Annotated in this window: 23 protein-coding genes and 1 pseudogene; 13 read left to right on the plus strand and 11 right to left on the minus strand. The window is 61.9% G+C overall.

Annotated features, from left to right (window positions below; translation table 11 throughout):
* The first annotated feature begins 43 nt into the window (after nucleotides 1-43).
* The gene (locus FW789_RS18515) at nucleotides 44-406 is read left to right on the plus strand and encodes a PilZ domain-containing protein (RefSeq protein WP_103438448.1); all 363 of its coding nucleotides are present in this window, start codon (nucleotides 44-46) and stop codon (nucleotides 404-406) included.
* A gap of 89 nt (nucleotides 407-495) precedes the next feature.
* Nucleotides 496-1,926 carry an exodeoxyribonuclease I gene (gene sbcB / locus FW789_RS18520; RefSeq protein WP_207073213.1) on the plus strand — a complete coding sequence of 477 codons (1,431 nt, stop codon included), beginning with the start codon at nucleotides 496-498 and terminating at the stop codon, nucleotides 1,924-1,926.
* Nucleotides 1,927-1,992: 66 nt separating this feature from the next.
* Here sbcB and mvaT read toward each other — a convergent pair whose 3' ends face one another.
* Nucleotides 1,993-2,370, minus strand: coding sequence for a histone-like nucleoid-structuring protein MvaT (gene mvaT, locus FW789_RS18525; RefSeq protein WP_101321954.1), 378 nt, complete (start codon nucleotides 2,368-2,370; stop codon nucleotides 1,993-1,995).
* A 300-nt stretch (nucleotides 2,371-2,670) separates the two neighbouring features.
* Between mvaT and purU the strand changes: the two genes are divergently transcribed.
* Nucleotides 2,671-3,522, plus strand: coding sequence for a formyltetrahydrofolate deformylase (purU, locus tag FW789_RS18530; RefSeq protein ID WP_101321953.1), 852 nt, complete (start codon nucleotides 2,671-2,673; stop codon nucleotides 3,520-3,522).
* A gap of 153 nt (nucleotides 3,523-3,675) precedes the next feature.
* Here purU and FW789_RS18535 read toward each other — a convergent pair whose 3' ends face one another.
* The 5 genes and pseudogenes from FW789_RS18535 to FW789_RS18555 form a co-directional block, all read right to left on the minus strand.
* A complete protein-coding gene (locus tag FW789_RS18535) occupies nucleotides 3,676-4,671 on the minus strand; it encodes a lysylphosphatidylglycerol synthase transmembrane domain-containing protein (RefSeq protein WP_103438445.1) in 996 nt (331 codons plus the stop codon).
* Nucleotides 4,668-5,432, minus strand: a complete 765-nt coding sequence (locus FW789_RS18540) for a DUF2334 domain-containing protein (protein WP_446431851.1) — start codon at nucleotides 5,430-5,432, stop codon at nucleotides 4,668-4,670. Before FW789_RS18540 ends, FW789_RS18535 begins: the two co-directional genes overlap by 4 nt.
* Nucleotides 5,425-6,546, minus strand: coding sequence for a glycosyltransferase family 4 protein (locus FW789_RS18545; RefSeq protein WP_446431857.1), 1,122 nt, complete (start codon nucleotides 6,544-6,546; stop codon nucleotides 5,425-5,427). The genes FW789_RS18540 and FW789_RS18545 overlap by 8 nt, the downstream gene beginning before the upstream one ends.
* 198 nt (nucleotides 6,547-6,744) lie before the next feature.
* Nucleotides 6,745-7,509 (minus strand): methyl-accepting chemotaxis protein, encoded by a 765-nt coding sequence (locus FW789_RS18550; RefSeq protein WP_371411621.1) that lies wholly within the window; start codon nucleotides 7,507-7,509, stop codon nucleotides 6,745-6,747.
* A 93-nt stretch (nucleotides 7,510-7,602) separates the two neighbouring features.
* Nucleotides 7,603-8,619 (minus strand): annotated as a pseudogene (locus FW789_RS18555) (HAMP domain-containing protein); the annotation flags it as partial.
* Between the two features lie 166 nt (nucleotides 8,620-8,785).
* Here FW789_RS18555 and FW789_RS18560 point away from each other — a divergent pair.
* Nucleotides 8,786-10,261 carry a helicase HerA-like domain-containing protein gene (locus FW789_RS18560; RefSeq protein WP_446431852.1) on the plus strand — a complete coding sequence of 492 codons (1,476 nt, stop codon included), beginning with the start codon at nucleotides 8,786-8,788 and terminating at the stop codon, nucleotides 10,259-10,261.
* 70 nt (nucleotides 10,262-10,331) lie between these two features.
* Here FW789_RS18560 and FW789_RS18565 read toward each other — a convergent pair whose 3' ends face one another.
* The gene (locus FW789_RS18565) at nucleotides 10,332-11,804 is read right to left on the minus strand and encodes an inorganic phosphate transporter (protein ID WP_101321946.1); all 1,473 of its coding nucleotides are present in this window, start codon (nucleotides 11,802-11,804) and stop codon (nucleotides 10,332-10,334) included.
* Between the two features lie 299 nt (nucleotides 11,805-12,103).
* Nucleotides 12,104-12,304: a hypothetical protein gene (locus FW789_RS18570; protein WP_103438440.1), complete on the minus strand. Its 201-nt coding sequence runs from the start codon at nucleotides 12,302-12,304 to the stop codon at nucleotides 12,104-12,106.
* A gap of 549 nt (nucleotides 12,305-12,853) precedes the next feature.
* Between FW789_RS18570 and pcaR the strand changes: the two genes are divergently transcribed.
* The 9 genes from pcaR (at nucleotide 12,854) to pcaC (ending at nucleotide 22,438) form a co-directional block, all read left to right on the plus strand.
* Nucleotides 12,854-13,723, plus strand: coding sequence for a pca regulon transcriptional regulator PcaR (pcaR, locus tag FW789_RS18575; protein ID WP_101321944.1), 870 nt, complete (start codon nucleotides 12,854-12,856; stop codon nucleotides 13,721-13,723).
* Between the two features lie 286 nt (nucleotides 13,724-14,009).
* Entirely contained in the window at nucleotides 14,010-15,356 is a 1,347-nt protein-coding gene (locus tag FW789_RS18580) for an MFS transporter (RefSeq protein ID WP_103438439.1), read from the plus strand.
* Nucleotides 15,357-15,534: 178 nt separating this feature from the next.
* Complete coding sequence (locus tag FW789_RS18585; RefSeq protein ID WP_101321942.1) at nucleotides 15,535-16,395, plus strand: CoA transferase subunit A; 861 nt, start codon at nucleotides 15,535-15,537, stop codon at nucleotides 16,393-16,395.
* A complete protein-coding gene (locus tag FW789_RS18590) occupies nucleotides 16,392-17,171 on the plus strand; it encodes a CoA-transferase subunit beta (RefSeq protein WP_101321941.1) in 780 nt (259 codons plus the stop codon). The genes FW789_RS18585 and FW789_RS18590 overlap by 4 nt, the downstream gene beginning before the upstream one ends.
* Nucleotides 17,168-18,373: a 3-oxoadipyl-CoA thiolase gene (pcaF, locus tag FW789_RS18595; RefSeq protein WP_411564349.1), complete on the plus strand. Its 1,206-nt coding sequence runs from the start codon at nucleotides 17,168-17,170 to the stop codon at nucleotides 18,371-18,373. The genes FW789_RS18590 and pcaF overlap by 4 nt, the downstream gene beginning before the upstream one ends.
* 196 nt (nucleotides 18,374-18,569) lie before the next feature.
* Complete coding sequence (locus tag FW789_RS18600; RefSeq protein WP_101321939.1) at nucleotides 18,570-19,859, plus strand: MFS family transporter; 1,290 nt, start codon at nucleotides 18,570-18,572, stop codon at nucleotides 19,857-19,859.
* 9 nt (nucleotides 19,860-19,868) lie between these two features.
* A complete protein-coding gene (locus FW789_RS18605) occupies nucleotides 19,869-21,233 on the plus strand; it encodes a 3-carboxy-cis,cis-muconate cycloisomerase (RefSeq protein ID WP_186700853.1) in 1,365 nt (454 codons plus the stop codon).
* 10 nt (nucleotides 21,234-21,243) lie between these two features.
* Nucleotides 21,244-22,035: a 3-oxoadipate enol-lactonase gene (gene pcaD / locus FW789_RS18610; protein WP_103438434.1), complete on the plus strand. Its 792-nt coding sequence runs from the start codon at nucleotides 21,244-21,246 to the stop codon at nucleotides 22,033-22,035.
* Nucleotides 22,036-22,045: 10 nt separating this feature from the next.
* Nucleotides 22,046-22,438 (plus strand): 4-carboxymuconolactone decarboxylase, encoded by a 393-nt coding sequence (pcaC, locus tag FW789_RS18615; protein ID WP_186536272.1) that lies wholly within the window; start codon nucleotides 22,046-22,048, stop codon nucleotides 22,436-22,438.
* Nucleotides 22,439-22,489: 51 nt separating this feature from the next.
* Here pcaC and FW789_RS18620 read toward each other — a convergent pair whose 3' ends face one another.
* The 3 genes from FW789_RS18620 to FW789_RS18630 form a co-directional block, all read right to left on the minus strand.
* Nucleotides 22,490-23,014, minus strand: coding sequence for an Mpo1 family 2-hydroxy fatty acid dioxygenase (locus FW789_RS18620; RefSeq protein ID WP_103438433.1), 525 nt, complete (start codon nucleotides 23,012-23,014; stop codon nucleotides 22,490-22,492).
* 102 nt (nucleotides 23,015-23,116) lie between these two features.
* Nucleotides 23,117-24,076, minus strand: coding sequence for a LysR family transcriptional regulator (locus FW789_RS18625; RefSeq protein WP_446431853.1), 960 nt, complete (start codon nucleotides 24,074-24,076; stop codon nucleotides 23,117-23,119).
* A gap of 153 nt (nucleotides 24,077-24,229) precedes the next feature.
* Entirely contained in the window at nucleotides 24,230-25,483 is a 1,254-nt protein-coding gene (locus tag FW789_RS18630; RefSeq protein WP_101321933.1) for an OprD family porin, read from the minus strand.
* Between the last annotated feature and the right edge of the window lie 174 nt (nucleotides 25,484-25,657).

Genomic DNA, 25,657 nt, shown 5'->3' on the forward strand with positions numbered 1-25,657 from the left:
ACCTCGTATTCCTGGCCGCGGAAACGGGACATTACCTGTCATCATGTTTATCCAGCGCCACATCCAGCGTCACCAGTTGCCTTGTGTACTCAAGGTCTACAACCGCTTTACCGATCAGCAGATCGGCTACCTTGGCAACGCCTCCGAAGACGGTTTGATGCTGATCAGCTCGCTGCCGGTGCTGGTCGGGCCCGACTACGAACTGCAGCTGCGCGTGCCCTTGCCCGGCGGCGCCTGGCAGTTCATCAACCTGGCGGCAAGCTGCCTGTGGTGCCGCGAAGACCAGACGCCCATGCATTACGACTCAGGCTTCATGCTGCTACAGGCACCGCACGAGTACGATGAGTTCGTGCATTCATTGCGTGACTTCTTCAGCTTCCGCCCTGCCGCCAACGCTTCTGCCTGACCCCGGCGACACATTCTGCCTGCATTAAAGGTGCGAACTGCCCGCCCGGGCCGCTAGACTCACGGTCGACCTAGCTACAGGACGAACCCGTGAGCTCCAGCATTTTCTGGCACGACTACGAAACCACTGGTATCAACCCGCGTTGCGACCGGCCCTTGCAACTGGCGGGGCTGCGCACCGACTTCGACCTCAATGAGATCGAAGAGCCGGTCAATCTGTTCTGCCAACCGTCGGCAGATATTTTGCCGCATCCGATGGCCTGCCTGGTCACCGGCATCACCCCTGAGCAACTGGCCAGCAACGGCCTGTGCGAAGCCGAGTTCATGACCCGTGTGCATGAGCAACTGGTGCGGCCTGGCACCTGCGGCGCCGGCTACAACACCCTGCGCTTTGACGACGAGGTGACCCGTTACAGCCTCTATCGCAACTTCTTTGACCCCTATGCTCGCGAGTGGCAGGGCGGCAACAGCCGCTGGGATCTGATCGATGTGGTGCGCACGGCCTATGCCCTGCGCCCTGAAGGCATCATCTGGCCGCAGCAGGACGGGCGCACCAGTCTGCGTCTGGAATTGCTCAGCAAAGCCAATGGCATCGATCATGGGCATGCTCACGAAGCGCTTTCCGACGTGCGGGCGACCATCGCTCTGGCGCGATTGATTCGGGATAAACAGCCAAAGTTGTATGACTGGTTATTTCAATTGCGCAGCAAGCATAAAGTCATGGAGCAGATTCGGCTGTTGCAGCCATTGGTACATATTTCCGGGCGTTTCTCCGCTGAGCGAAATTACCTCGGCGTGGTACTGCCGCTGGCCTGGCATCCACGTAACCGCAACGCACTGATTGTGTGCGACCTGCAGTTGGAAACCTCTCCGCTACTGGATGAAAGCGCCGAAACATTACGCAAGCGTTTGTACACTCGGCGTGACGAATTGTCCGACATGCAATTACCGGTGCCGCTCAAGTTGGTACAAGTCAACCGCTGCCCGGTACTGGCACCCCTGTCGGTATTGCGCCCGGTTGACCAACAACGATTGGGGATTGATCTGTCCCTGCTGCAAGCACGCGGCGAGCAACTGGCGCAGCAACAAAACGTCTGGCAAGACAAACTCGCCGCTATTTACAGCGCCGAAGAATTTGGCGCAAGCGACGACCCCGAGCAGCAGTTATATGCAGGCTTTATTGGCGACCGTGACCGCCGTCTGTGCGAACAGGTGCGCGTGGTCGACCCGGCGCAACTTGGCCGATCACAATGGATGTTCGATGATCCACGGCTGCCTGAACTGTTATTCCGCTACCGGGCGCGAAACTTCCCCGAGACCCTGGATGAGCCAGAGCGACAGCGCTGGCTGCAGTTCTGCCAGCAACGTCTTGGCGACCCTGCGGCCGGGGCGCCGATTACCCTGGAGGGTTTCGAAAAGGCCCTGCAAAGCGCCTTGGCGACAGCTGACGAAGGCGGGCGGCAGGTACTGCTTGCCTGGCAGCAGCATGCCGAGAAACTACAGCATTCGTTTGTGCTGTAAAGTGTCCAGGCAATAAAAAACGCCGGCAATAGCCGGCGTTTTATTCAAGGCAGCAAAGCGGACTTATCAGTCCAGCAGGGTTGCCCAGCCTTCAACCACATCGCCACCCCATTTGGCTTTCCATTCTTTCAGGGTCTTGTGGTTGCCGCCTTTGGTTTCGATGACTTCACCATTGTGCGGGTTCTTGTATTGCTTGACCTTGCGCGCACGCTTGGTAGTAGTGGTCTTGACGCCGCCACGTGGGGCCTTGCTCAGTTTCGATTCCGGGTCGAGCAGGGCGATCACATCACGCAGCGATTTGGAATATTCGCCCATCAGGGTGCGCAGCTTGCCTTCGAATTCCAGCTCTTTCTTCAGCTTGTCGTCCTGCGACAGGTTGGCCAGACGAGCTTGAAGTTCTTTGATGGCTTCTTCTGTGGCGCGGTATTCGTTGATCAGAGACATGAAGTGTTCCTTAATAGTGCATGTACAGGGAGTCAGTGGCCTAATAATAGACAGCCGCTAGTCTCAAGTAAACAATAATCAAGGCACGCTCGCTTAAATAGGCGAGTGTTAACAATGTATTCAGGTTAAGAAAAATTTACATATCACTGGCGGCGTCCGCCGCTGTCATGCTCGGCGCCGCAGCGATGGCTGAACAATTGCCGCGCGGCGCGGCCCGTACGGCAGCTGCTGATGATTACTGTGTTTTTTCTGCCAGCTCGCTAGAATATGCGCCTTTGCGAAGTTCCTGGAGTCTCATTCATGCGCACCTATCGACTGGTGATTGCCTGCCCCGACCGTGTCGGCATCGTGGCGAAAGTCAGTAATTTCCTGGCTCTGTACAACGGCTGGATTAACGAAGCCAGCCACCACTCGGACGAGCAGAGCGGTTGGTTCTTCATGCGCCATGAGATCCGCGCCGAGTCATTGCCGTTTGGGATCGAGGCCTTCCGTGAAGCGTTCACGCCGATTGCCGAAGAGTTCTCGATGATCTGGCGGGTCACTGACTCGGCGCAAAAGAAGCGTGTGGTGCTGATGGCGAGCCGCGAGTCGCACTGCCTGGCGGATCTGCTGCATCGCTGGCATACCGATGAGCTGGACTGTGATATCCCTTGCGTGATTTCCAACCATGATGACCTGCGCAGCATGGTCGAATGGCATGGCATCCCGTTCTATCATGTGCCGGTCGACCCGAAAGACAAACAGCCGGCGTTTGCCGAAGTCTCGCGTCTGGTCGAAAGCCATGGTGCCGATGTCGTGGTGCTGGCGCGCTACATGCAGATCCTGCCGCCACAGCTGTGCCAGGCCTATGCTGAAAAAGTGATCAACATTCATCACAGCTTCCTGCCTTCGTTCGTCGGTGCCAAGCCTTACCACCAGGCCGCCCTGCGTGGCGTCAAACTGATCGGTGCGACCTGTCACTACGTCACCGAAGAGCTGGATGCCGGCCCGATTATCGAACAGGACGTGGTCCGCGTCAGCCATGCCGACAGTATCGAAGACATGGTGCGTTTCGGTCGCGATGTGGAGAAGATGGTGCTTGCCCGTGGCCTGCGTCATCACCTCGAAGACCGCGTGCTGGTGCACGGCAACAAGACCGTGGTGTTCGACTGAGAGGAGGGCGGGCCATGGCGGATCCACTCGACAAGGCCGCGGCCAGTGCGCTGCCGACGCTGGGTGAGGGCTGCCTGGCTCGCTTCGATCCTGACGCCATGAGCGACGAGCACGGCACCGAGTTTGTCGGTGCCGCCGAACTCTGGCGGCAGCTCAATCCGGCTGCTGACGGCGCCAGCGCTGGAGTAGCGGTCGCCCCAGCAGGCAGACAAACACCGGCCCCCCGGCCAGTAGGTAAAAGTAATAAGTAACAGCGCGCCAGAGCAAGATCGCTGCTGCTGCCGTCGAACTGCCCACCAGTGGTGTCAACAAGCTCGCCGATGTCAGTTCGGCAGCGCCGGCCCCGCCCGGCAACAGGCTGAACTGACCAGCACTCAGCGCCAGCATCTGCACCAGAAAGCTGGGTATCCACGCCAGCTCCACGCCAAGCCCGCGAATCACCAGATACAGCACGCTGAAGCGCAGGCTCCAGTGCAGGCACGTCAGGCTGAATACCAGCGCTAACGTGCGTTTTGGCAGCCGCCAGGTCTGTGCCAAAGCCTTGATGAAGCTCAGCAGCTTGCGCGCCCAGCGGCGCCGACGTTTTTCGGCCATGCCGATCCTGCGCAGCAGGCGGCCATTGAGCCGCATGATCTGCCGCCGATAGCGCAGCAACAGTACGATCAGCACCAAGGCTGCACACAGCATCATTGCGCTGCCCATGAGCATGCCTTGTTGGCTGCGGCCCAGGCTGTGGCTGAGCGCGTAGCCGGCAACGGCGAGCATGGCGCAGAAGAAAAACAGCAGGTCGTTCAATTGATCGATAGCGAACACCGCGCCGCTGCGGGCCGCACCGATGCGCTCGCGCGCCAACAGCGCCATCAGCGCCAATGGCCCACCGCTACCGCCTGGGGTGGTGCAGATGGCAAACTCGGTGGCCATGATCACCCCAAGACTGCGCCAACGCCCCAATTGCGCACCTTGCTCACCTAGCAGCAGGCGCAGACGTGCCGCATTGATGATCCAGCACAGCAGGATCATCCCCAGCAGGGTCGCCATCAGGCTCGGGGAGAAGCTCTGCAGTCTGGGCAGCAGCTCGGCGCCGCCGAGCAATGCCGGCACCAGCAGGGCCAGCACCAGGGCCAGCCCAAGCCAGGCATAGCGCTTCATGCCGCGACCTGGCGGTCCAGCCAGGCTGACTTGGTCAGAGGCTCGCGGCCTTGTTCGATCAGTGTTTTCAAGGTTTGCAGCCAGTAATCGCGAGAGCTGCGATGGCGCATGTCAACTGGGTGCAGGCCCAGGCGCAAGGTTGGCGCACTTTGCCAGCGTTGCAGCTGCGAATTGCACAGTGCCCGCGACAAGCTCCGGCGCCAGGCACTGCGGGCGCTCCAGACCAACCCAGGTGCGTCTATCGCGGTGAATTCTGGTAGCCGATAGAGGTGCTGAGGCGTGCTGGTGTAGCGCAATGGCAACTGGCGCAGAGCCTGGCGGGTGCCCTCGCTCATCAGCCAGGCCGGGGCGACGAAGCCCGCCACCGGCCAGCCCTGGCTATTGAACAGCTGCAGGCCCGCTTGCAGGCGCTGCAACGCCTGAGCTTGTTCCAGCGCATAAAATTCACCTTCATGCGTATAGATCCGGCGCATGAAGAAGTCCCGCGGCGTGCGTGGCGTCGGCCCGAGGTCGGCGTGGTAATAGCCATGTAGCGCCAGCTCGTCGCCCTGCTGCAGGCGCCAATCTAGCAGACGGCAGAAGGTCGGCGAGCGTTCGAGGGCATTGCGCTGATGAAAGTCGGGCACCACCAGCCAGGTCATCGGCACGTTGCCCAGCTGGTCGACCGCCTCGACAAACGGCTGGTAGTCGGGCCAGGTCTCAGGCGCTACGTCGTGCAGCACCAGCATCACGCTGCGCTGCTCGGTAGTCTGTTCAAGCATGTGCACGCACCAGTGGCTGATGGCCGAGCACGGCTTGGTAGTGCTGCAGCAGGCCGTTGACCACGTTGTCCCAAGAGTAATGCTGCTCGACATGCCGGCGTGCCTGCTGGCCAAGCCGGCGCACGCCGTCCTCGAATACCTCGCGTACGGTGGCGGCCATGGCCTGGCCGTCGTTTGGCGGGCACAGGCGGCCACATTGCTCGGTGACTATTTCGCTGAACGCGCCGGCGCGCACTGCGACAACCGGGGTGGCACAGGCCATGGCTTCGAGAATGACCAGGCCAAAGGTTTCCTGATCACCGGCATGCACCAGCAGGTCGGCACTGGCCATCAGCCGCGCGACTTCCGGCAAGGGGCAGAAGTGATTGATCACGCTGACGTTGGCAGGCACGTTGCTGGGCATGGCCGAACCCACCAGCAGCAGGTGATAGTGAGGGCCGAGGTGACGCATGCAGTCGAGCAATACCGGCAGGTTCTTCTCGCGCGAGCCGCGCCCGGCAAACACCAGCAGGCGGGTAGTGTCGGGGATCCCCAGTTCAGCCCGCAGGCGGTTGTCGCGCTGCTCCGGGTTGAACGTGCTCAGATCTACGCCCAGCCGCTGCGCATGCACGTCGCGCACGCCCAGCCGACGCAGTTTGTCGGCCATCACCTGGCTTGGCGCCAGGACCCGGTCGAAGTTGCCATAGAGCTTGCTGACGTAGGCTTCGACGTTGGGCGTGAACCAGTTGCCCATGCGATTGCCCACCAGCAGCGGCAGGTCGGAGTGATAGAAGCCGATTACCGGCACATCCAGCTTGCGCCGCGCTTCCAGCGCAGCCCAGGCAGTCAGATACGGGTCGCCGACTTCGATCAGATCAGGCTGCAGCTCGCGCAACACCTTGCACCACGGCGCCAGGCGGACCGGGAAGCGATAGCCCTTGCCGAACGGCAGTGGCGGGGACGGCACCCGGTAGACGCCATCGGCGTGGCTGGCGCTGGCGCCAGGGATCAGCAGGCTGTGGTGAACGCCAGTCATGGCGTCGAGACGGCGGTGTTTGGCATCAAGATAGGTACGCACGCCACCACTGGCGGGTGCGTAGAACATGGTGATGTCGGCAATGTGCACGATCAGCATCCCTCCGGGGATCGACTTCAGGTCTGTCATGCGCGGTAACAAAGCGGCGATGACATGCCTAGAGGTGGACCTTCAGGAAGAATAGTTTGTTCGATCGGGGTTGGCTCGGGCGCGCATCGGCATTATTGCCGGCGAGCCCGTGGCCAAGGCTCCCGCCGCCAGTATCGACATGGCGGCAGGGAGGGTTGCACCCAGAGGTCAGATGCGGAAGCTGCCCACCAGCTGTTTCAAGCGGCTGGCTTGCTGCTCCAGATCCGAGCAGGCGCGCAGAGTAGCCTGCAGGTTTTCCACACCTTCCTGGTTAAGCATGTTGATTTCGCTGATGTCCATGTTGATCGAATCGACCACCGCCGTCTGCTCCTCGGTTGCCGTGGCCACCGACTGGTTCATGCCGTCGATCTCGCCGATGCGCACAGTCACGCTTTCCAGGCGCTCCCCGGCCTGGTTGGCAATCTGCACACTGTCCTGGCTGTGACGCTGGCTCTGGCCCATGGTCTCGACCGACTCCCGGGCGCCGACCTGCAGCTCTTCGATCATGCCCTGAACTTGCTGCGCCGACTCCTGGGTGCGGTGGGCGAGGTTGCGCACCTCATCGGCGACGACGGCAAAGCCGCGGCCGGCTTCGCCCGCGCGGGCAGCCTCGATGGCGGCGTTGAGCGCGAGCAGGTTGGTCTGTTGCGAGATGCTGGTGATGACTTCGAGGATCTGGCCGATGTTGACGGTCTTGCTGTTCAGCGTTTCGATCTGCGCGCTGGAGCCAACGATCAACTCCGACAGGCGGTTCATCGCGGCAATGTTGCGGTCGACCACCTGCTGACCTTCTTCGGCAAGATGCCGCGCCGAGGTCGCGTGCTGCGACGCCTGGGCAGCATTGCCGGCGATTTCCTGGGCGGCAGCGCCCAGCTCGTTGATGGCGGCGGCAACGCTGTTGGTGCGGTTGGACTGCTCGTCGGAGTTGGTCATCGACGAGTTGGAGGCGCTGATCACCCGCAATGCCACTTCGTTGACCTGTTCCGTCGCCGAGGACACCTCGCGGATCGAGCTGTGAATACGTTCGACAAAGCGGTTAAAGGCGCTGCCGAGTACGCCGAATTCATCCTGGCTGTGAATGGTCAGGCGCTTGGTCAGGTCACCTTCGCCCTGGGCAATGTCTTCCATGGCGCGGGTCATGGTGTGCAGTGGCTGCAGCAGCACCCGAATCAGCAGGCCGAGCAGGGCAATGATGATTACAACCGCGACGACCGTGGCGATCACCGCCGAGGTGCGGAAGGTGCTGAGCATGGCGAAGGCTTTGTCTTTGTCGACCGACAAGCCGATGTACCAGTTGGCCGCAGGCAGGCCTTTGATTGGGGTGAAGGTGATCAGGCGGTCCTTGCCGTCAGCGCTGACTTCGGTCAGTTCACCGGAAAGCCGTGGTGTGTTCTGCGGAAACAGATCCGACAGCGGCTTCATGACCAGGTCTTTGTCCGGATGAACCAGAATCTTGCCTTGGTCGTTGACCAGGAAGGCGTAACCCATGCCGCCGAAGTTCAGCGAGTTGATGATCTCGACCAGGCCATCGAGCGCCAGGTCGCCGCCAACCACGCCGACGCTGGTCGAAACCTTGCTGATGATGCCGATGACCATCTTCTGGGTGGCCATGTCGATGTACGGCTCGGTCAGGATCGCTCCGTTAGCAGCCATGCCATCCTTGTACCAGGGCCGCACACGCGGATCGTACCCAGCCGGCATCGGCGAGTCGGGGCGTACGCTGAAACCGCCATCGACCTTGCCCACATAGACCGTGAGGAAGCTTGAGATCAGGGCATTCTGGCCGAGCAAGGTCTCTGCGTCGGCGGGCGCCTCGGCGATGTTCTGCGCGAGGTTCTCTACCAGCTTGATCCGGCCATCGAATAGATTGCGCACGTTGGTCGAGGTCGATGCGCCCATCTCTGTCAGATAGTTTTCCAGATCCTGGCGAATCGCATTACGCTGCAGGTAATCGTTGTAAAGGGTGAACAAGCTGAACGCGAGTATCACGATAAGCGATGCGGCAATAAGGATCTTGTGGCTGAAACGAAGGCTTTTGTTCATGGCGTGATCGGTTCCGCTAAGGTGATATCGGGTCGTTCGCACAAAGCGCTGAAAACAGTGCAACTAGTCCCGCAAGTCACTTTGGGGATGTTCCTGTCTTTAAGGCAATTATCACCACGACATATCGGCCGTTATCCGGCAAAGCTTGAGGAGAGGATGAAACAACATGTCAGATTCTTCGCAAATCGTTGTAGGGGCGGGAGCTGACGGCCAGCCTGTCAGCCAGGCCATACGCCTGGCCAACCGCCACGGTCTGGTGGCCGGTGCCACCGGTACAGGCAAGACCGTGACCCTGCAGCGCCTGGCAGAGGTCTTCAGTGACGCGGGCGTGGCCGTATTTGCTGCCGACGTGAAGGGTGACCTGTGCGGCCTCGGTGCCGCCGCGACGCCGCAGGGCAAGGTTGCCGAGCGCATTGCCGGGATGCCATGGCTGGGGCACAGCCCGAAGGCGTATCCGGTGACCCTGTGGGATATTGCCGGCAAGTCTGGCCATCCGCTGCGTACCACCCTCAGTGAAATGGGTCCCCTGCTGCTGGGCAACCTGCTGGAGCTGACCGACAGCCAACAGGCTGCCTTGTACGCAGCGTTCAAGGTGGCAGATCGGGATGGTTTGCTATTGCTCGATCTGAAAGACCTCAAAGCCCTGCTCAATCACCTCAAGGACAATCCGCAGGTGCTTGGTGACGACAGTGCGCTGATGACCAGCAGCTCCACCCAGGCGTTATTACGGCGCCTGGCGACCCTCGAGCAGCAGGGCGCCGAGGCATTGTTCGGTGAGCCGGCCTTGCAGCTTGAAGACCTGCTGCAGCCAACGGCTGATGGCCGTGGGCGCATTCATCTACTCGACGCCAGCCGCTTGGTGCATGAAGCGCCCAAGGTCTACGCGACCTTCCTGCTGTGGCTGCTGGCTGAGCTGTTCGAGCAGTTGCCCGAGCGCGGGGATGCGGAAAAACCACTGCTGGCGCTGTTCTTCGACGAGGCGCACTTGCTGTTCAATGACACACCCAAGGCGCTGCAGGATCGCTTGGAGCAGGTGGTGAGGCTGATTCGCTCGAAAGGCGTTGGGGTGTATTTTGTCACCCAGTCGCCCGCGGACCTGCCTGATGCAGTGCTGGCCCAGCTCGGCTTGCGTATTCAGCATGGCCTGCGAGCATTCACCGCCAAGGAACAGAAGTCGTTGAAGGCGGTTGCCGATGGCTTTCGACCGAATCCCGCTTTTTCCACCCTTGGCGTGCTCACTGAGTTGGGCATAGGCGAGGCGCTGGTAGGCACCTTGGAGGACAAGGGCACGCCGGCGATGGTCCAGCGCGTGCTGGTCGCCCCACCACAGTCGCGGATCGGGCCGTTGAGCAGTGCCGAGCGCGATGCATTGCTCGCAGCCTCCAGCCTGCGGGGCCGTTACGACCAGCCGATTGACCGTGAGTCTGCCTATGAAATGCTCACCCAGCGTAAAGGTGAGCCGGCCGAGCCGGTGCCGCAGGCCAAGCCTGAGCAGGACAGCTTCGCCGATAAGGCTGGGGAGTTTTTGCAAGGTGCGGCGGGGCAGGCGATCAAGTCGGCAGTGCGCCAGGCGGCCAACCAACTAGGCCGGCAGCTGATGCGTGGGCTGATGGGCTCGTTGCTGGGCAACAAGCGGCGTTGATCCTCGCTTGCGGTCGGCAACAACGAAAAAGGCGCCCGCAGGCGCCTTTTTCAGATCATCACAATGTGCTTCAGCTGATCGCCTTGGTGGCCAGCCAGAACAGCCCGGCAGCCAGACCGACCGTTGCCGGCAGGGTCAGTACCCACGCCAGCAGGATGGTCTTGACTGTGCCGCCTTGCAGGCCGCTCTTGTTGGCGACCATGGTCCCGGCTACGCCCGAAGACAATACATGGGTGGTCGATACCGGCAGGCTGAACACGTTGGCCATGCCGATCGCACAGGCCGCGGTGATCTGCGCTGACATGCCCTGGGCATAGGTCATGCCCTGCTTGCCGATCTTCTCGCCGACGGTCAGTACCACGCGCTTCCAGCCGACCATGGTGCCCAGGCCCAAGGCCAGCGCAACCGCGACGATCACCCAGAACGGTGCATATTCGGTGGTGGCGGTGAGGTCTTTGCGCAGTTTTTCCAGGTCGGACTTCTCACGCGGCTCAAGGCCCGGCAGCTTGCCGACCTTTTTCGCGGTGTCGTCCAGGCACAGCAGGTAGCGGCGCACTTCGACGCGCTGCTCGGCGCCCAGCGCGCGGTAGTCGGTCACGCCTTGCAGCGACGATTGCAGCGCGGCAATGGTCGGTTCGGTTTGCTGCGGGTTGCAGCTGAACTTCTCCGGCAGATCGCCCGCCTGGGCTTTGCCCAGGGCCAGGAACTCGCCCAGCATCGCTTCATTGCGCTGGTAGAACTGGCTCAGGTGCAGGGTTGCATCACGGGTGCGTTCGATCTGGTAGGTGGTGCTGTTCAGGTCGAGTACGAACTTGTCCGGGACGATGCCGATCAGCACCAGCATGATCAGGCCGATGCCTTTCTGGCCGTCGTTGGAGCCGTGCACAAAGCTCACGCCCATGGCCGAGATCACCAGCACCAGGCGGTTCCAGAACGGTGGATGCTTCTTGTCGTCGAGCTTGCGGCGCTGCTCCGGCGTCTTGTGCATCTTCGACAGCGGGCGCCACCACTTCAGACCCAGCAGAACCAGCGCCGCCACGGCAAAGCCGGCCAGTGGCGAGAGCACCAGCGACATACCGATGTCGATTGCCTTCTGCCAGTTGACGCCATCACCCAGGGGGATGTCGCTGATCAGCGCATTGGCCAGGCCGACACCGAGGATCGAGCCGATCAGGGTGTGCGAACTCGAGGCCGGGATACCGAAGTACCAGGTGCCCAGATTCCAGGCGATGGCCGCAGCCAGCAACGAGAAGACCATGGCCAGGCCGTGACCGGTGTTCACATTGATCAGCAGTTCCACCGGCAACAGGTGGACGATGGCATAGGCCACGCCAACGCCGCCAAGCAGCACGCCGAGGAAGTTGAACACGCCGGAGAAGAACACGGCGAGGTGCGGGGGCATGGCTTTGGTATAGATGACAGTGGCTACCGCGTTGGCGGTGTCATGAAAGCCATTGATGAACTCGAATGCGAGTACAAAGGTGAGCGCGAGCACCAGGCTCACTACTACCCAGGCATCCAATCCGCTGAATAAATCGATCATGAAGGTTTTCTGGCGGTCGTAGGGGGGCCGGATTATGCCAGAAAACCATGGCAGCAGATGCACCCCCGGCAGACCGATGGCAGCAAAAAAAGCCCGGTACGGTTACCAGTGCGCTACACAGGGATCGATATTTTTCGGCGTAAATTCCGGCAAGTGCTTTAAACGCCGGCGAATTTACGCAAAGCGCGTACCGTCACGTTCATTCAAACGTCTGTATGAAATTTGTGTAATTCCATTTCATGGGCAGTTAGGACGCTGCCTTGGCGCTACTCGACACAGTCAATGCCTGGCCTGAATGCTCAGGCCTCGTCGCCGCGCAGCTCCTTTTCAATCTTTTCCAGTTCCTGGGCGAATACCTGGTCCTGGACAGTTGCGCGTTTGCGCCATGGTTTGCGCTCGGGTTCGGATTGAGCGGCGTAGGTGGTGACTTCACCACCGTACACATCCTTGAAGCGTTCGGCCTGGCGCTCGAGCTCGGCGCGCAGTTCATCTTTCGTCACAGTAAATACCTGACTAGTTAGAGTAAGGACTCCGGCTTCGGCATGCAGTGTCGGGCATGCGGCCACGCAACCAGAGCGAGTGTGCTGTCGCAGCGACAGGGTTCAAGAAAGCAAGGGCATCAGAGCATGCGATGTATCAAGGCTATATAGGGAGGCGGGGAGCCGGCTATCGCCGATCTGGCATGCTCGAGCAGTGATTCAGGTTGTTCAATTGTAGCAACCGGCTGAAGTTTGATCATCGGTCTTTACTGATAGTGAAGCAAGACTTTGACGATGAGCAAGTAGCAGGTGATGTCATCATTTGTACTGCAAGAACTTGGAGTGGAGAGAAACGATTAAGTTCGTATTGCAGCACAGGAGGAATAATAAACGGCCCCGCGTCAGCGAGGCCGTGCCTGGGGACTTCTACGGTGGGTACCTGACCAGTCTCTCCAAAGAAGCCACATGTGGCAGGGGAAAGGTATAAGCAAAAGTGTCAGCGGTCAATTGCGATTATCGGCCGTTCGTTCGATAATCGCACGAAGCGCCCATTATTTTTCGAGGTCAGCCATGAGCGACGAAAGCTTGCCTACCGTTTCCCCGATGCCCGAGCGCACTGGCTCTGCAGCGATGGCGCCGCCCATCGTTGCTTCACCGGCCAAACGCATTCAGGCCTTCACCGGTGATCCGGACTTCATGACCTCACTGGCGCGCGGCCTGGCGGTGATTCAGGCGTTCCAGGAGCGCAAGCGGCACCTGACCATCGCGCAGATCAGCCACCGTACCGAGATCCCCCGTGCAGCGGTGCGGCGCTGCCTGCACACGCTGATGAAGCTGGGTTACGCCACGACCAATGGGCGGACCTATTCCTTGCTGCCCAAGGTGCTCACGCTTGGCCATGCCTATTTGTCTTCGACGCCGCTGGCGATGTCGGCCCAGCCGTATCTGGACCGCATCAGCGACCAACTGCACGAGGCCGCCAACATGGCCACCCTCGAGGGCGATGACATCCTCTATATTGCACGTTCGGCCACGGTCGAGCGGTTGATCTCGGTCGACCTCTCGGTGGGTGGCCGGCTGCCCGCCTATTGCACCTCGATGGGGCGGATTCTGCTGGCCGCGCTGGACGACGCCAGTCTGCACGAATACTTCGATCGCGCCGATCTCAAGGCCCGTACCAGCCGCACGTTGCATGATAAGGAGTCGCTGCTTGCCTGCATCCAGCAGGTTCGCGCGCAGGGCTGGTGTGTGGTTGATCAGGAACTGGAGCAGGGCCTGCGTTCGATCGCTGTGCCTATCTACGATGCCTCGGGGCAGGTACTCGCGGCGCTCAACGTCAGTACGCATGTCGGCCGGGTCACCCGCAGCGAGCTTGAACAGCGGTTCTTGCCGATCCTGCTCGCCTCGAGTCGTGATCTGTGCACCCAACTGTTTGGCTGAAGCGCGAGAGCTGCGCAATCTACTGTTCGATAAACGCCCATAGTTGCGGCCAACGAATTGCGCAGCCATCGCGTGCTGATTAATGTTTCTCGCAACGGTCGGCTGTGCCGACCGAACAAGAACAACATGCGAGGCAACACCATGATCACTGTCTTTTCCGAGCTGCGGGCGTACCCGCATCCAGTGTCGTTGTATCCAGGCTGACGCCAGGCCGTAACCGTCTCTTCGCAACCCGCGCCAACAGTGCGCCAGGGTTTTGCTTGCGCCGATTTTCTGGATAACAACAATGAACAAACCGCAAACCAACGTCGGCAGCTGCCTCGACGTTCAGTCTTTTATCAATCAGCAGCCGCTGTCGCGCTATCAATGGCGGGTAGTGATCCTGTGCTTCCTGATTGTCTTCCTCGATGGCCTTGATACTGCCGCCATGGGCTTTATCGCTCCGGCGCTGTCACAAGAGTGGGGTATCGACCGGGCCAGCCTCGGGCCGGTCATGAGCGCCGCGCTGATCGGCATGGTATTCGGCGCGCTGGGCTCAGGCCCGTTGGCTGACCGCTTCGGCCGCAAGGGTGTGCTGGTCGCTGCCGTGTTGGTGTTCGGCGGCTTCAGCCTGGCGTCGGCCTATGCGACCAATGTCGACCAGTTGCTGATCCTGCGCTTTCTGACCGGCATTGGCCTCGGCGCTGGCATGCCCAACGCGACCACGCTGCTGTCTGAATACACCCCGGAACGGCTCAAGTCGCTGCTGGTGACCAGCATGTTCTGCGGCTTCAACCTGGGCATGGCCGGGGGCGGCTTCATGTCGGCGAAACTGATCCCGGCCTATGGCTGGCACAGCCTGCTGGTTGTCGGCGGCGTGCTGCCGCTGATCCTGGCAGTGGTGTTGCTGTTCTGGCTGCCGGAGTCGGCGCGTTTTCTGGTAGTGCGCAACCGCAGTATCGACAAGATCCGCAAGACCCTGGCGCCGATTGCGCCGGCAATCGTGGCCAAGGCTGCCAGCTTCAGTGTGCCGGAACAGAAAGTGGTCGCCGCGCGCAGTGTGTTTGCGGTGATCTTCTCCGGCACCTATGGGCTGGGCACCATGCTGTTGTGGATGACCTACTTCATGGGGCTGGTCATCGTCTACCTGCTGACCAGCTGGCTGCCGACGCTGATGCGCGACAGTGGCGCGAGCATGGAGCAGGCGGCGTTCATCGGCGCGCTGTTCCAGTTTGGCGGTGTGCTCAGTGCGGTCGGTGTCGGTTGGGCGATGGACCGTTACAACCCGCACAAGGTCATCGGCATGTTCTACCTGCTGGCCGGGGTGTTTGCCTACGCGGTTGGCCAGAGCCTGGGCAACATCACCCTTCTGGCAACCCTGGTGCTGGTCGCGGGTATGTGTGTCAACGGCGCGCAATCGGCCATGCCGTCCCTCGCCGCGCGCTTCTATCCGACCCAGGCGCGGGCTACCGGGGTATCGTGGATGCTCGGCATCGGCCGCTTCGGGGCGATTCTCGGGGCATGGAGCGGGGCGACCTTGCTCGGCTTGGGCTGGAACTTCGAGCAGGTGCTGACTGCGCTGCTGGTGCCTGCGGCGCTGGCCACGGTCGCTGTGATCATCAAAGGCTTGGTAAGCCACGCCGACGCAACCTGATGCAGCTTGGGCAATCGACCGCAGGCCGCTCGTACAGCGGCTTTGCGGCATTGAACAGCAATGGATAGCACAACAACAAAATGTTCGATAATCGAACGAGTAATCGATTATCGGATTGTGCGACGTGTCCAGCTTGCTTAATCTGAGCTCAACGCAGCATCCTGACCAGGAGTCTCCAATGGCAGCAATCCTCTCGCTTCACGAGGCCGTGAAGCAGTTCATCCAGGACGGCGACACCGTCGCTCTCGAAGGCTTCACCCACCTGATCCCGACGGCCGCGGGCCACGAGATCATTCGCCAGGGCAAACGTGACCTGACCCTGGTGCGGATGACCCCGGACCTGATCTACGATCAGTTGATCGGCGCCGGTTGCGCCAGCAAGCTGATCTTCTCCTGGGGCGGTAACCCAGGTGTCGGTTCGCTGCACCGCCTGCGTGACGCCGTGGAAAAACAATGGCCGCACGCGATCGAGATCGAAGAGCACAGCCACGCCGACCTGGCCAACGCCTACGTCGCCGGCGCTTCGGGCCTGCCCTTTGCTGTACTGCGTGCTTATGCCGGTTCCGACCTGCCCAAGGTCAACCCGCTGATCCAGAGCGTTACCTGCCCGTTCACCGGCGAAGTCCTGGCAGCGGTGCCTTCGGTGCGCCCTGACGTGACCGTGATTCACGCGCAGAAGGCCGACCGCAAGGGCAACGTCCTGCTGTGGGGTATCCTCGGCGTACAGAAAGAAGCAGCCCTCGCCGCCAAGCGCTGCATCGTCACCGTCGAAGAAATCGTCGACGACCTGCAGGCTCCGATGAATGCCTGCGTGCTGCCGACCTGGGCGCTGTCTGCCGTGTGTCTGGTGCCAGGTGGCGCGCATCCGTCCTACGCCCACGGTTACTACGAGCGCGACAACCGCTTCTACCAGGCCTGGGACCCGATCGCCCGTGACCGCGCGACATTTACCGCCTGGATCGACCAGTACATCCGCGGCACCGCCGACTTCAGCGAATTCAAGGCCAAGCTGGCCAGCACTACGGAGGCCGCACAATGAGCTACTCCACTTCCGAAATGATGACCGTCGCCGCCGCCCGCCGGCTGCGCAATGGCGCGGTGTGCTTCGTCGGTATCGGCCTGCCGTCCAAGGCCGCCAACCTGGCGCGCCTGACCTCGTCGCCTGACGTGGTGCTGATCTACGAATCTGGCCCGATTGGCGCCAAGCCAACCGTCCTGCCGCTGTCGATTGGTGATGGCGAGCTGGCCGAAACGGCCGACACCGTGGTGCCGACTGGCGAGATCTTCCGCTATTGGCTGCAGGGCGGGCGCATTGACGTGGGCTTCCTTGGCGCTGCTCAGGTCGACCGCTTCGGCAACATCAACACCACCGTCGTCGGTGACTACCACGCCCCGCGCACGCGCTTGCCAGGTGCCGGCGGCGCACCGGAAATCGCCGGTTCCGCCAAGCAGGTGCTGATCATCCTCAAGCAGTCGCCGCGTGCATTCGTCGACAAGCTCGACTTCATCACCTCGGTCGGCCACGGTGAAGGCGGCGACTCGCGCAAGCGTCTCGGTCTGCCCGGTGAAGGCCCGGTGGGGATCATCACCGACCTGTGCATCATGGAACCGGAAGCTGGCAGTAACGAATTCGTGGTCACCTCGATTCACCCAGGCGTGACCCGCGAGCAGATCATCGCCGCCACCGGCTGGGCCATTCGTTTTGCCGACGACGCGCAGACTACCGCTGCGCCGACCGAGCTGGAACTGACCGCGCTGCGTGATCTGGAAGAGCGCACCGCTGCCGCCCACGGCCAGAAGCCAGGAGAAGCGTGATGCGTGAAGTATTCATCTGCGACGCCATCCGTACCCCCATCGGCCGCTTCGGTGGCGCCCTGGCCAGCGTGCGTGCCGACGACCTCGCGGCAGTGCCGCTCAAGGCGTTGATCGAGCGCAACCCGTCGGTGCAATGGGATCAGGTCGACGAGGTGTTCTTCGGCTGCGCCAACCAGGCCGGTGAAGACAACCGCAACGTCGCCCGTATGGCGCTGCTGCTGGCCGGTTTGCCGGCGAGCATTCCCGGGGTAACCCTGAACCGCCTGTGCGCGTCGGGCATGGACGCCATCGGCACTGCCTTCCGCGCCATCGCCAGCGGTGAAATGGAGCTGGCGATTGCCGGCGGCGTCGAGTCGATGTCGCGTGCGCCGTTCGTCATGGGCAAGGCCGAGAGCGGTTACTCGCGCAACATGAAGCTGGAAGACACCACCATCGGCTGGCGCTTCGTCAATCCACTGATGAAGAGCCAGTACGGCGTCGATTCGATGCCTGAGACAGCCGATAACGTTGCCGACGATTATCAGGTATCGCGTGCCGATCAGGACGCCTTCGCCGTGCGCAGCCAGCACAAGGCCGGTGCCGCACAGGCAGCGGGTTTCTTCGCTGAGGAGATCGTGCCGGTGCGCATTGCCCACAAGAAGGGCGAGACCGTGGTCGAGCAGGATGAACACCTGCGCCCCGATACCACCCTTGAAGCGCTGACCCGGCTGAAACCGGTCAACGGCCCGGACAAGACCGTCACCGCCGGCAACGCCTCGGGCGTCAACGACGGTGCTGCGGCGCTGATTCTGGCCTCGGCCGAAGCGGTCAAGAAGCATGGCCTGACCCCACGCGCGCGCGTGCTCGGCATGGCCAGCGCTGGCGTTGCCCCGCGGGTAATGGGCATCGGCCCGGTGCCTGCGGTACGCAAGCTGACCGAGCGCCTGGGCATCGCCGTGGCAGATTTTGATGTCATCGAGTTGAACGAAGCCTTTGCCAGCCAGGGCCTGGCAGTCCTACGTGAGCTGGGTGTGGCGGATGACGCGCCGCAGGTCAACCCGAACGGTGGTGCTATCGCCCTTGGCCACCCACTGGGCATGAGCGGCGCACGCCTGGTGCTGACAGCGCTGCATCAGCTGGAAAAAACCGGCGGGCGCAAAGGCCTGGCGACCATGTGTGTAGGCGTCGGTCAAGGCCTGGCGTTGGCTATCGAGCGGGTCTGAGCAAGCGCAACATGCAGCCTGGCCGTTTTGTGCCAGCGTGCCAGCAGTGCTCAGGTCCACGCAACCTGAGCACTGCTGGTCTGGGTTCGCAACGCGGCCAGACTGCCTTTCAACCCCGACCAAAGCCGGGCTGGCGGAACATGAGTGTTACTGAGTATGTCTAGATTCAACGGTAACCCTCAGGAGTAATCCCACCATGACCTCAATTCATTACACCGGTGAAGAGCGCAGCAAGCGCATTTTCGCCATTGTCGGTGCATCATCAGGCAACCTGGTGGAGTGGTTCGACTTCTACGTCTACGCCTTCTGCGCAATTTATTTTGCGCCAGCTTTCTTCCCCTCCGATGACCCCACGGTGCAGCTGCTGAACACGGCCGGGGTATTCGCTGCGGGCTTCTTGATGCGGCCAATCGGTGGCTGGATCTTCGGTCGGCTGGCCGACCGCAAAGGCCGCAAGCATTCATTGATGATCTCTGTGCTGATGATGTGCTTCGGCTCGTTGATCATTGCCTGCCTGCCCACGTACGCCAGTATCGGCGCCTGGGCGCCGGCGCTGCTGTTGCTGGCGCGCTTGATTCAGGGCCTGTCGGTGGGCGGTGAATATGGCACCACGGCCACCTACATGAGCGAAGTGGCATTGCGCGGCCAGCGCGGCTTCTTTGCCTCGTTCCAGTACGTGACCCTGATCGGCGGCCAGCTGCTGGCAGTGCTGGTGGTGGTAATCCTGCAGCAGTTGCTCAGCGAAGATGAGCTGCGTGCCTGGGGCTGGCGCATCCCGTTCGTGGTCGGTGCCGTTGCGGCGTTGATCTCGCTGATGCTGCGTCGCTCGCTGCACGAGACCAGCACCGCCGAGGCGCGTCAGGACAAGGATGCAGGTAGCGTCAAAGGCCTGTTCCGCAACCACGCTGCGGCGTTCATCACCGTGCTCGGTTACACCGCCGGTGGCTCGCTGATTTTCTATACCTTCACGACCTACATGCAGAAGTACCTGGTCAACACCGCCGGGATGAACGCCAAGAGCGCAAGCTTCGTCATGACCGGGGCGCTGTTCCTGTTCATGATCCTGCAGCCGGTGTTCGGCATGCTCTCCGACCGGATCGGCCGGCGCAACTCGATGCTGTTGTTCGGCGCCCTGGGCACCGTGTTCACTGTGCCACTGTTAATGGCGCTGAAAACCGTCACCAGCCCGTTCATGGCCTTTGTGCTGATCACCCTGGCGTTGTGTATCGTCAGCTTCTACACCTCCATCAGTGGCCTGGTGAAGGCCGAGATGTTCCCGCCGCAGGTGCGCGCCCTCGGCGTCGGCCTGGCTTATGCGGTGGCCAACGCGCTGTTTGGCGGCTCGGCCGAGTACGTTGCCCTGGGCTTGAAGACCCTGGGCATGGAAAACACCTTCTACTGGTACGTCACGGCAATGATGGCGATTGCCTTCCTGTTCAGCCTGCGCCTGCCCAAGCAAGCGGCGTACCTGCACCACGATGACTAAGGATCGATAATGACCCACCGAGCGGACAACCAGCTGTTCGACGCCTACTTCACTGCGCCGGCCATGCGCGAGATCTTCTCTGACCGTGGCCGTCTGCAGGGCATGCTCGACTTCGAAGCAGCCCTGGCGCGCGCCGAGGCCAGCGCCGGGCTGGTGCCGCACACGGCGGTGCCGGCGATCGAGGCGGCATGCAAGGCGGAACGCTACGATGCCCATGCGCTGGCCGATGCCATCGCCACTGCGGGCAATTCGGCGATTCCGCTGGTCAAGGCATTGGGCAAGGTGGTCGCCAGCGGCGTACCCGAGGCCGAGCGTTATGTGCACCTTGGCGCCACCAGTCAGGACGCCATGGACACCGGTCTGGTCCTGCAACTGCGCGATGCATTGACGTTGATCGAGGCCGATCTGGCCCGCCTGGCCGACAGCCTCGCTCGCCAGGCGCTGCAGCATGCCGACACGCCGCTGGTTGGCCGAACCTGGCTGCAGCACGCCACGCCGGTCACTCTGGGCATGAAGCTGGCCGGGGTGCTTGGCGCACTGACCCGCCATCGGCAACGGCTCAAGGAGCTGCGTCCGCGCTTGCTGTGCCTGCAGTTCGGCGGCGCTTCGGGCAGCCTTGCGGCATTGGGCAATAAAGCGCTGCCGGTGGCCGAAGCACTGGCCGAGCAGCTCAAGCTGAACCTGCCTGAGCAGCCTTGGCATACCCAGCGTGATCGGCTGGTCGAGTTCGCCTCGGTGCTGGGCCTGGTGGCTGGCAGCCTGGGCAAGCTTGGCCGTGATATCAGCCTGCTGATGCAGACCGAGGCCGGCGAGGTGTTCGAACCCTCGGCGCCTGGCAAAGGCGGCTCGTCGACCATGCCGCACAAACGCAATCCGGTCGGCGCCGCGGTGCTGATCGGCGCGGCCACACGCGTGCCGGGCCTGCTCAGCACGCTGTTTGCCGCCATGCCGCAAGAGCACGAGCGCAGCCTCGGCTTGTGGCACGCCGAATGGGAGACCTTGCCGGATATCTGCTGCCTGGTGTCTGGCGCCTTGCGCCAGGCCCAGGTAATTGCCGACGGCATGCAGGTCGATGCCGAGCGCATGCGCCGCAACCTCGACCTTACCCAAGGCTTGGTGCTGGCCGAGGCGGTGAGCATTGTGTTGGCGCAGCGCCTGGGTCGTGACCGCGCGCATCATCTGCTCGAACAGTGCTGCCAGCGTGCGGTTGCCGAACAGCGCCACTTGCGCGCCGTGCTCGGCGACGAAGCGCAGATCAGCGCCGAGTTGTCCGGCGAAGAGCTCGACCGCCTGCTCGACCCCGCTCATTACCTTGGTCAGGCCCGCGTCTGGGTGGCGCGTGCCGTGGCTGAACACCAACAATTTATTGCCTGAGGAGACCGCTGTGGCGCATTTGCAATTGGCTGATGGCGTACTGAACTACCAACTCGATGGCCCCGCTGGCGCTCCGGTGCTGGTGCTGTCCAACTCGCTGGGCACCGACCTGGGCATGTGGGACACGCAGATCCCGGCCTGGAGCGAGCATTTCCGGGTGCTGCGCTACGACACCCGCGGCCACGGTGGCTCGCTGGTGACCGAAGGCCCGTACCGCATCGAGCAACTGGGCGCCGATGTACTGGCGCTGCTGGATGCGCTGGACATCCGCCAGGCGCACTTTGTCGGCCTGTCGATGGGCGGGCTGATCGGCCAGTGGCTGGGGATCAATGCCGGCGAGCGTCTGCTCAGCCTGACCCTGTGCAACACTGCGGCCAAGATCGGCAGCGAGGAAGTCTGGAATCCTCGTATCGAAATGGTCCTCAAGCAGGGCCGTCAGGCGATGCTTGACCTGCGTGATGCGTCGATTGCCCGCTGGTTCACTGCAGATTTCGCCCAGACCCAGCCAGCGCAGGCGCAGCGCATCACCGAGATGCTCGCGCAGACCTCGCCGCAGGGCTACGCCGCCAACTGCGCCGCTGTGCGCGATGCCGATTACCGCGAGCAACTGACGGCGGTGAAGGTGCCGACCCTGATCGTTGCCGGCACCGCCGATGTGGTCACCACGCCTGAGCACGGCCGCTTCATGCAGAACGCCATCGCCGGTGCGGAGTTTGTTGAATTCCCTGCGGCGCACCTTTCCAACGTCGAAATTGGCGCGCCGTTCACGGCCCGTGTACTCGACTTTCTGCTGGCCCGCTGAGGAGCGCACCATGGACGAAAAACAACGTTACGACGCTGGCATGCAGGTGCGGCGCGCCGTGCTCGGCGATGCCCATGTGGACCGCAGCCTGGAGAAACTCAACGACTTCAATGGCGAGTTCCAGGAAATGATCACCCGCCACGCCTGGGGTGATATCTGGACCCGTCCTGGCTTGCCACGGCACACCCGCAGCCTGATCACCATCGCCATGCTGATCGGCATGAACCGCACCGACGAGCTCAGGCTGCACCTGCGTGCCGCAGCGAGCAACGGTGTGACCCGTGAAGAGATCAAGGAAGTACTGATGCAGAGCGCGATCTATTGCGGGATTCCGGCGGCCAATGCCACTTTCCACCTGGCCGAGTCGGTGTGGGATGAGCTGGGCGTCGAGTCGCGTCAGTAAGCGCCTGACCTGAGCTGGCTTGCCTCATCCTGAGGCAAGCTGCACCGGCTATTACGCCGCCGCCTTTTTCTGGCGGATGGCGACTGGCCCGGCATTCGCCTCCACGGCCTGTTTCAATTGCGGGCACAGCCCGAGCATGAACGCCGCTTCCGCTACCACGAACAATGGCCCGATGATCAAGCCGCTGAGGTCATCGACAAACGCCGGCTTGCGCCCCTCGTAGTAATGCCCGACGAACTGGATGATCCAGCCCAGCACGAACGTGCCTAGCCCGGCGCTCAGCCACACGCCGGTGCTCTGCACCGCCAGCACCTGACCGAGCCACAGGCACAAGCCCAGCAGCAGCCCCATCACCAGGCCGAAGCGCAGGTCCAGGCGCAGGTAGAACCACACCGACGCCGCCGCTGCCAACAAAGCCGGTGACAGCCACACGCCCGTCAGCTCCCAACCGGGCCGCGACAGCAGCACCGTCACCGCCAGCACGATCAGCGGGATACCGACGAAATGGGTAGCGATGTTGCGCGGGTCGCGATGGTAGTTGGCGTACTGGCTGAGGTGTTCGACGAGGCTTTTCATTGTTATCGCTCCGTGGCGGCGCCTTGCTGATGGTCAATCAGTGTCTGCCAGCATAGCCCCTGAAGCTGAACGCCGGAACCGAGTATGGGTGATGCGCTGCTATCAGTGCGGCGAATGAGTGGCGCGCAGACCGACGTCAGGTGCCCGCTGGGCAGGCAGCTCTGGTTGATCCAGCCTGATCAGCATATCGATCATCGCCCTGGCTGCAGCTGACAGCCGGTAGCCACTGCGGCTGACGATACCGCAACGCACGCTAAGCACCTCCAGACCCGGTGGCAGGTTGCGCCAGTGCAGCCGCACCAGGCGCCCCGCACTGAGGTCTTCAGCCACTGCCTCCTCGCTGGCCGCGCCAATCGTGTCGCTGCCCAGCACTACGCGGCGTAGCACCGATAGATGCTCGGTTTGCAAATGCGCGTTGAAGTCATTACGCCCGCTGAGGTTGGCCAGGCGTTTGCGCACCCCGGGGGCGAGCAGGGCGCTGGCCAGCGGGTAGGCGAACAGGTCATTGGTAGACAAGCTGTCCTTGCTTAGCAAGGGGTGGCCGGCGCGGCAGAAGAACAGCCCCGGGCGTGGCTTGAGGGGCTCGGTATGAAAGTACGGATCCGCTTCGAATGGGCGTACATCATCGATAAAAAACTCGATCTGCTCACGGCGCAAGGCCTGCCCCAGGCGCTCGCCGTTGTCGACCTGCAGCGCGGTGCGAATACCGGGATGCAACTTTATGAACTGCTGCAAGGCATCGGGCACCAGTTGCACAGCCAGTGCCGAACCACAGCCAAACTGCAGTTCACCCGCGTCGAGCTTGGTCATCTGTGAGACATCGATGCTCAGTTGAGCAGCGCCCTGGACCAGCCGGCGGGCATGTTGCAGAACCACCAGGCCTTCCGGGGTTGGCTGCAGCGCCTTGCTGGCGCGGTCAACCAATGGGCAACCGAGGGTTTGCTCAAGGCCTTGAATGGCCCGGCTGAATGCGGGTTGGGTAATGCCCATGGCTTCGGCGGCACGGACGAAACTGCGGTATTCGTTGAGGGCAATTAAGTAGCGCAGTTGGCGAAGATCCATGTCGAGCTCTGCGGCGGGCGGGATGGATCTTTTTAGCTTTTGTTACATATTCCGTCAATGATGGTTTTTGATGACATACAGATCTTTTTGTTCTATGGATAAGCGCTGCGGCCGCTGCGCGATGCTGGTGATCACGCAGAGACCGCGAGAGGCTTACAGCAGGTTCAATGGATAACTGACGATCACCCGGTTCTCGTCAAAGGTATTGGTGCTGTAGTCGCGGCGCATGGTCGAGTTGCGCCACTTCATGGTCAGGTCCTTGAAGGTACCCGATTGGACTACATAGGCCAGTTCGCTCTCACGGGCCCATTCCTTGCCGTCATCGACGGTTGCGGTGTGCACGTTGTCACCCTTGATATAGCGGTTCATCAAGGTCAGGCCAGGCACGCCGACGCTGGTGAAGTTGAAGTCATGACGCACCTGCCAGGAGCGCTCCTTGGCCTGGTCGAAGCTTGAGTTGTAGCTGTCGTTGGCGAGGGTGCCGCCGCTGGTGCCGTTGACCCGCATCCAGCCATCATCACCGCTGACCTTCTGCAGGCCGACGTAGAAGGTGTTGCCTTTGTAACGCGCCGAAAGCATGGCCGAGGCGGTGCGGTTGTCCAGTTCGCCGGCACGTTCGGCGCCATCTTCTTTGCCGATGAAGTAACCCAGGTTGGCACCGAGGGTCCATTCGCCGATGGGCTGGCTGTGGCTCAGGTTCAGGTATTGCTGGCGGTAGATGTCCTTGAGCTGGGCATCCCACAGGCCGATCATCGTGCGCTTGTCGTTGAAGGTGTACTCACCGCCAGCGAAGTTGAAGCGGTCGGAGACAAACGCCCCGCGGCCGTTCAGCGACATGTCTTCCATGCTGGCGTCGTTACGCGGGCTGTTGCCGCGGAACTGGCCGCCGTACAGGGTCAGGCCGTCAATTTCCTTGGAGGTGATCTGGCCACCGCGGAAGGTTTGCGGCAGTGAGCGGCCATCGTCCGAACGCAGGATCGGCAGTACCGGCATCCACTCGCCGACTTTCAGCTCGGTTTGCGACAGACGCGCCTTGAAGGCAACCCCGAGGCGGCCGAAGTCATCTGCTGGGCGGCCATCGTCGTGGATCGGCAGCAGGGCAGTGTTGCCGGTGCCCTTGCCGCCGTCGAGTTTGACCGAATACAGACCGAGGACGTCGACGCCGAAGCCGATCGTGCCTTGGGTGAAGCCGGAGCGCGCATCGAGGATAAAGCTCTGCGTCCACTCCTCGGCCTTGCCTTGCGGGTTTGCAGGGTCGACGAAATTGCGGTTGATGTAAAAGTTGCGCAGGTTGAGGCTGGCCTTGGCGTCTTCCAGAAAACCGCTTTCGGCGGCGAAGGCGGGCAGGGCGCAGGTCATGGCCAACAGGCCGGGCAGCAGCTGGCGTGCGGAGTGCGAAGTGCTCATCTGTTGGAGATCTCTTGTTTTTATGGTTGAGCCGGTGCTTGGAAACATCGTGTCCGGGTACGGGAAAGATGTTGCGGCGCATGTCAGGGCCGGGGCAATTCGTCGCGGGCGGTATTGGGCGGTTATCGAACGGAATGTTCCAGCTAGTTAATTTTCCCACAGCGACGCGGTCCC

It is taken from the genome of Pseudomonas sp. 1121_17 (genome assembly GCF_052850745.1).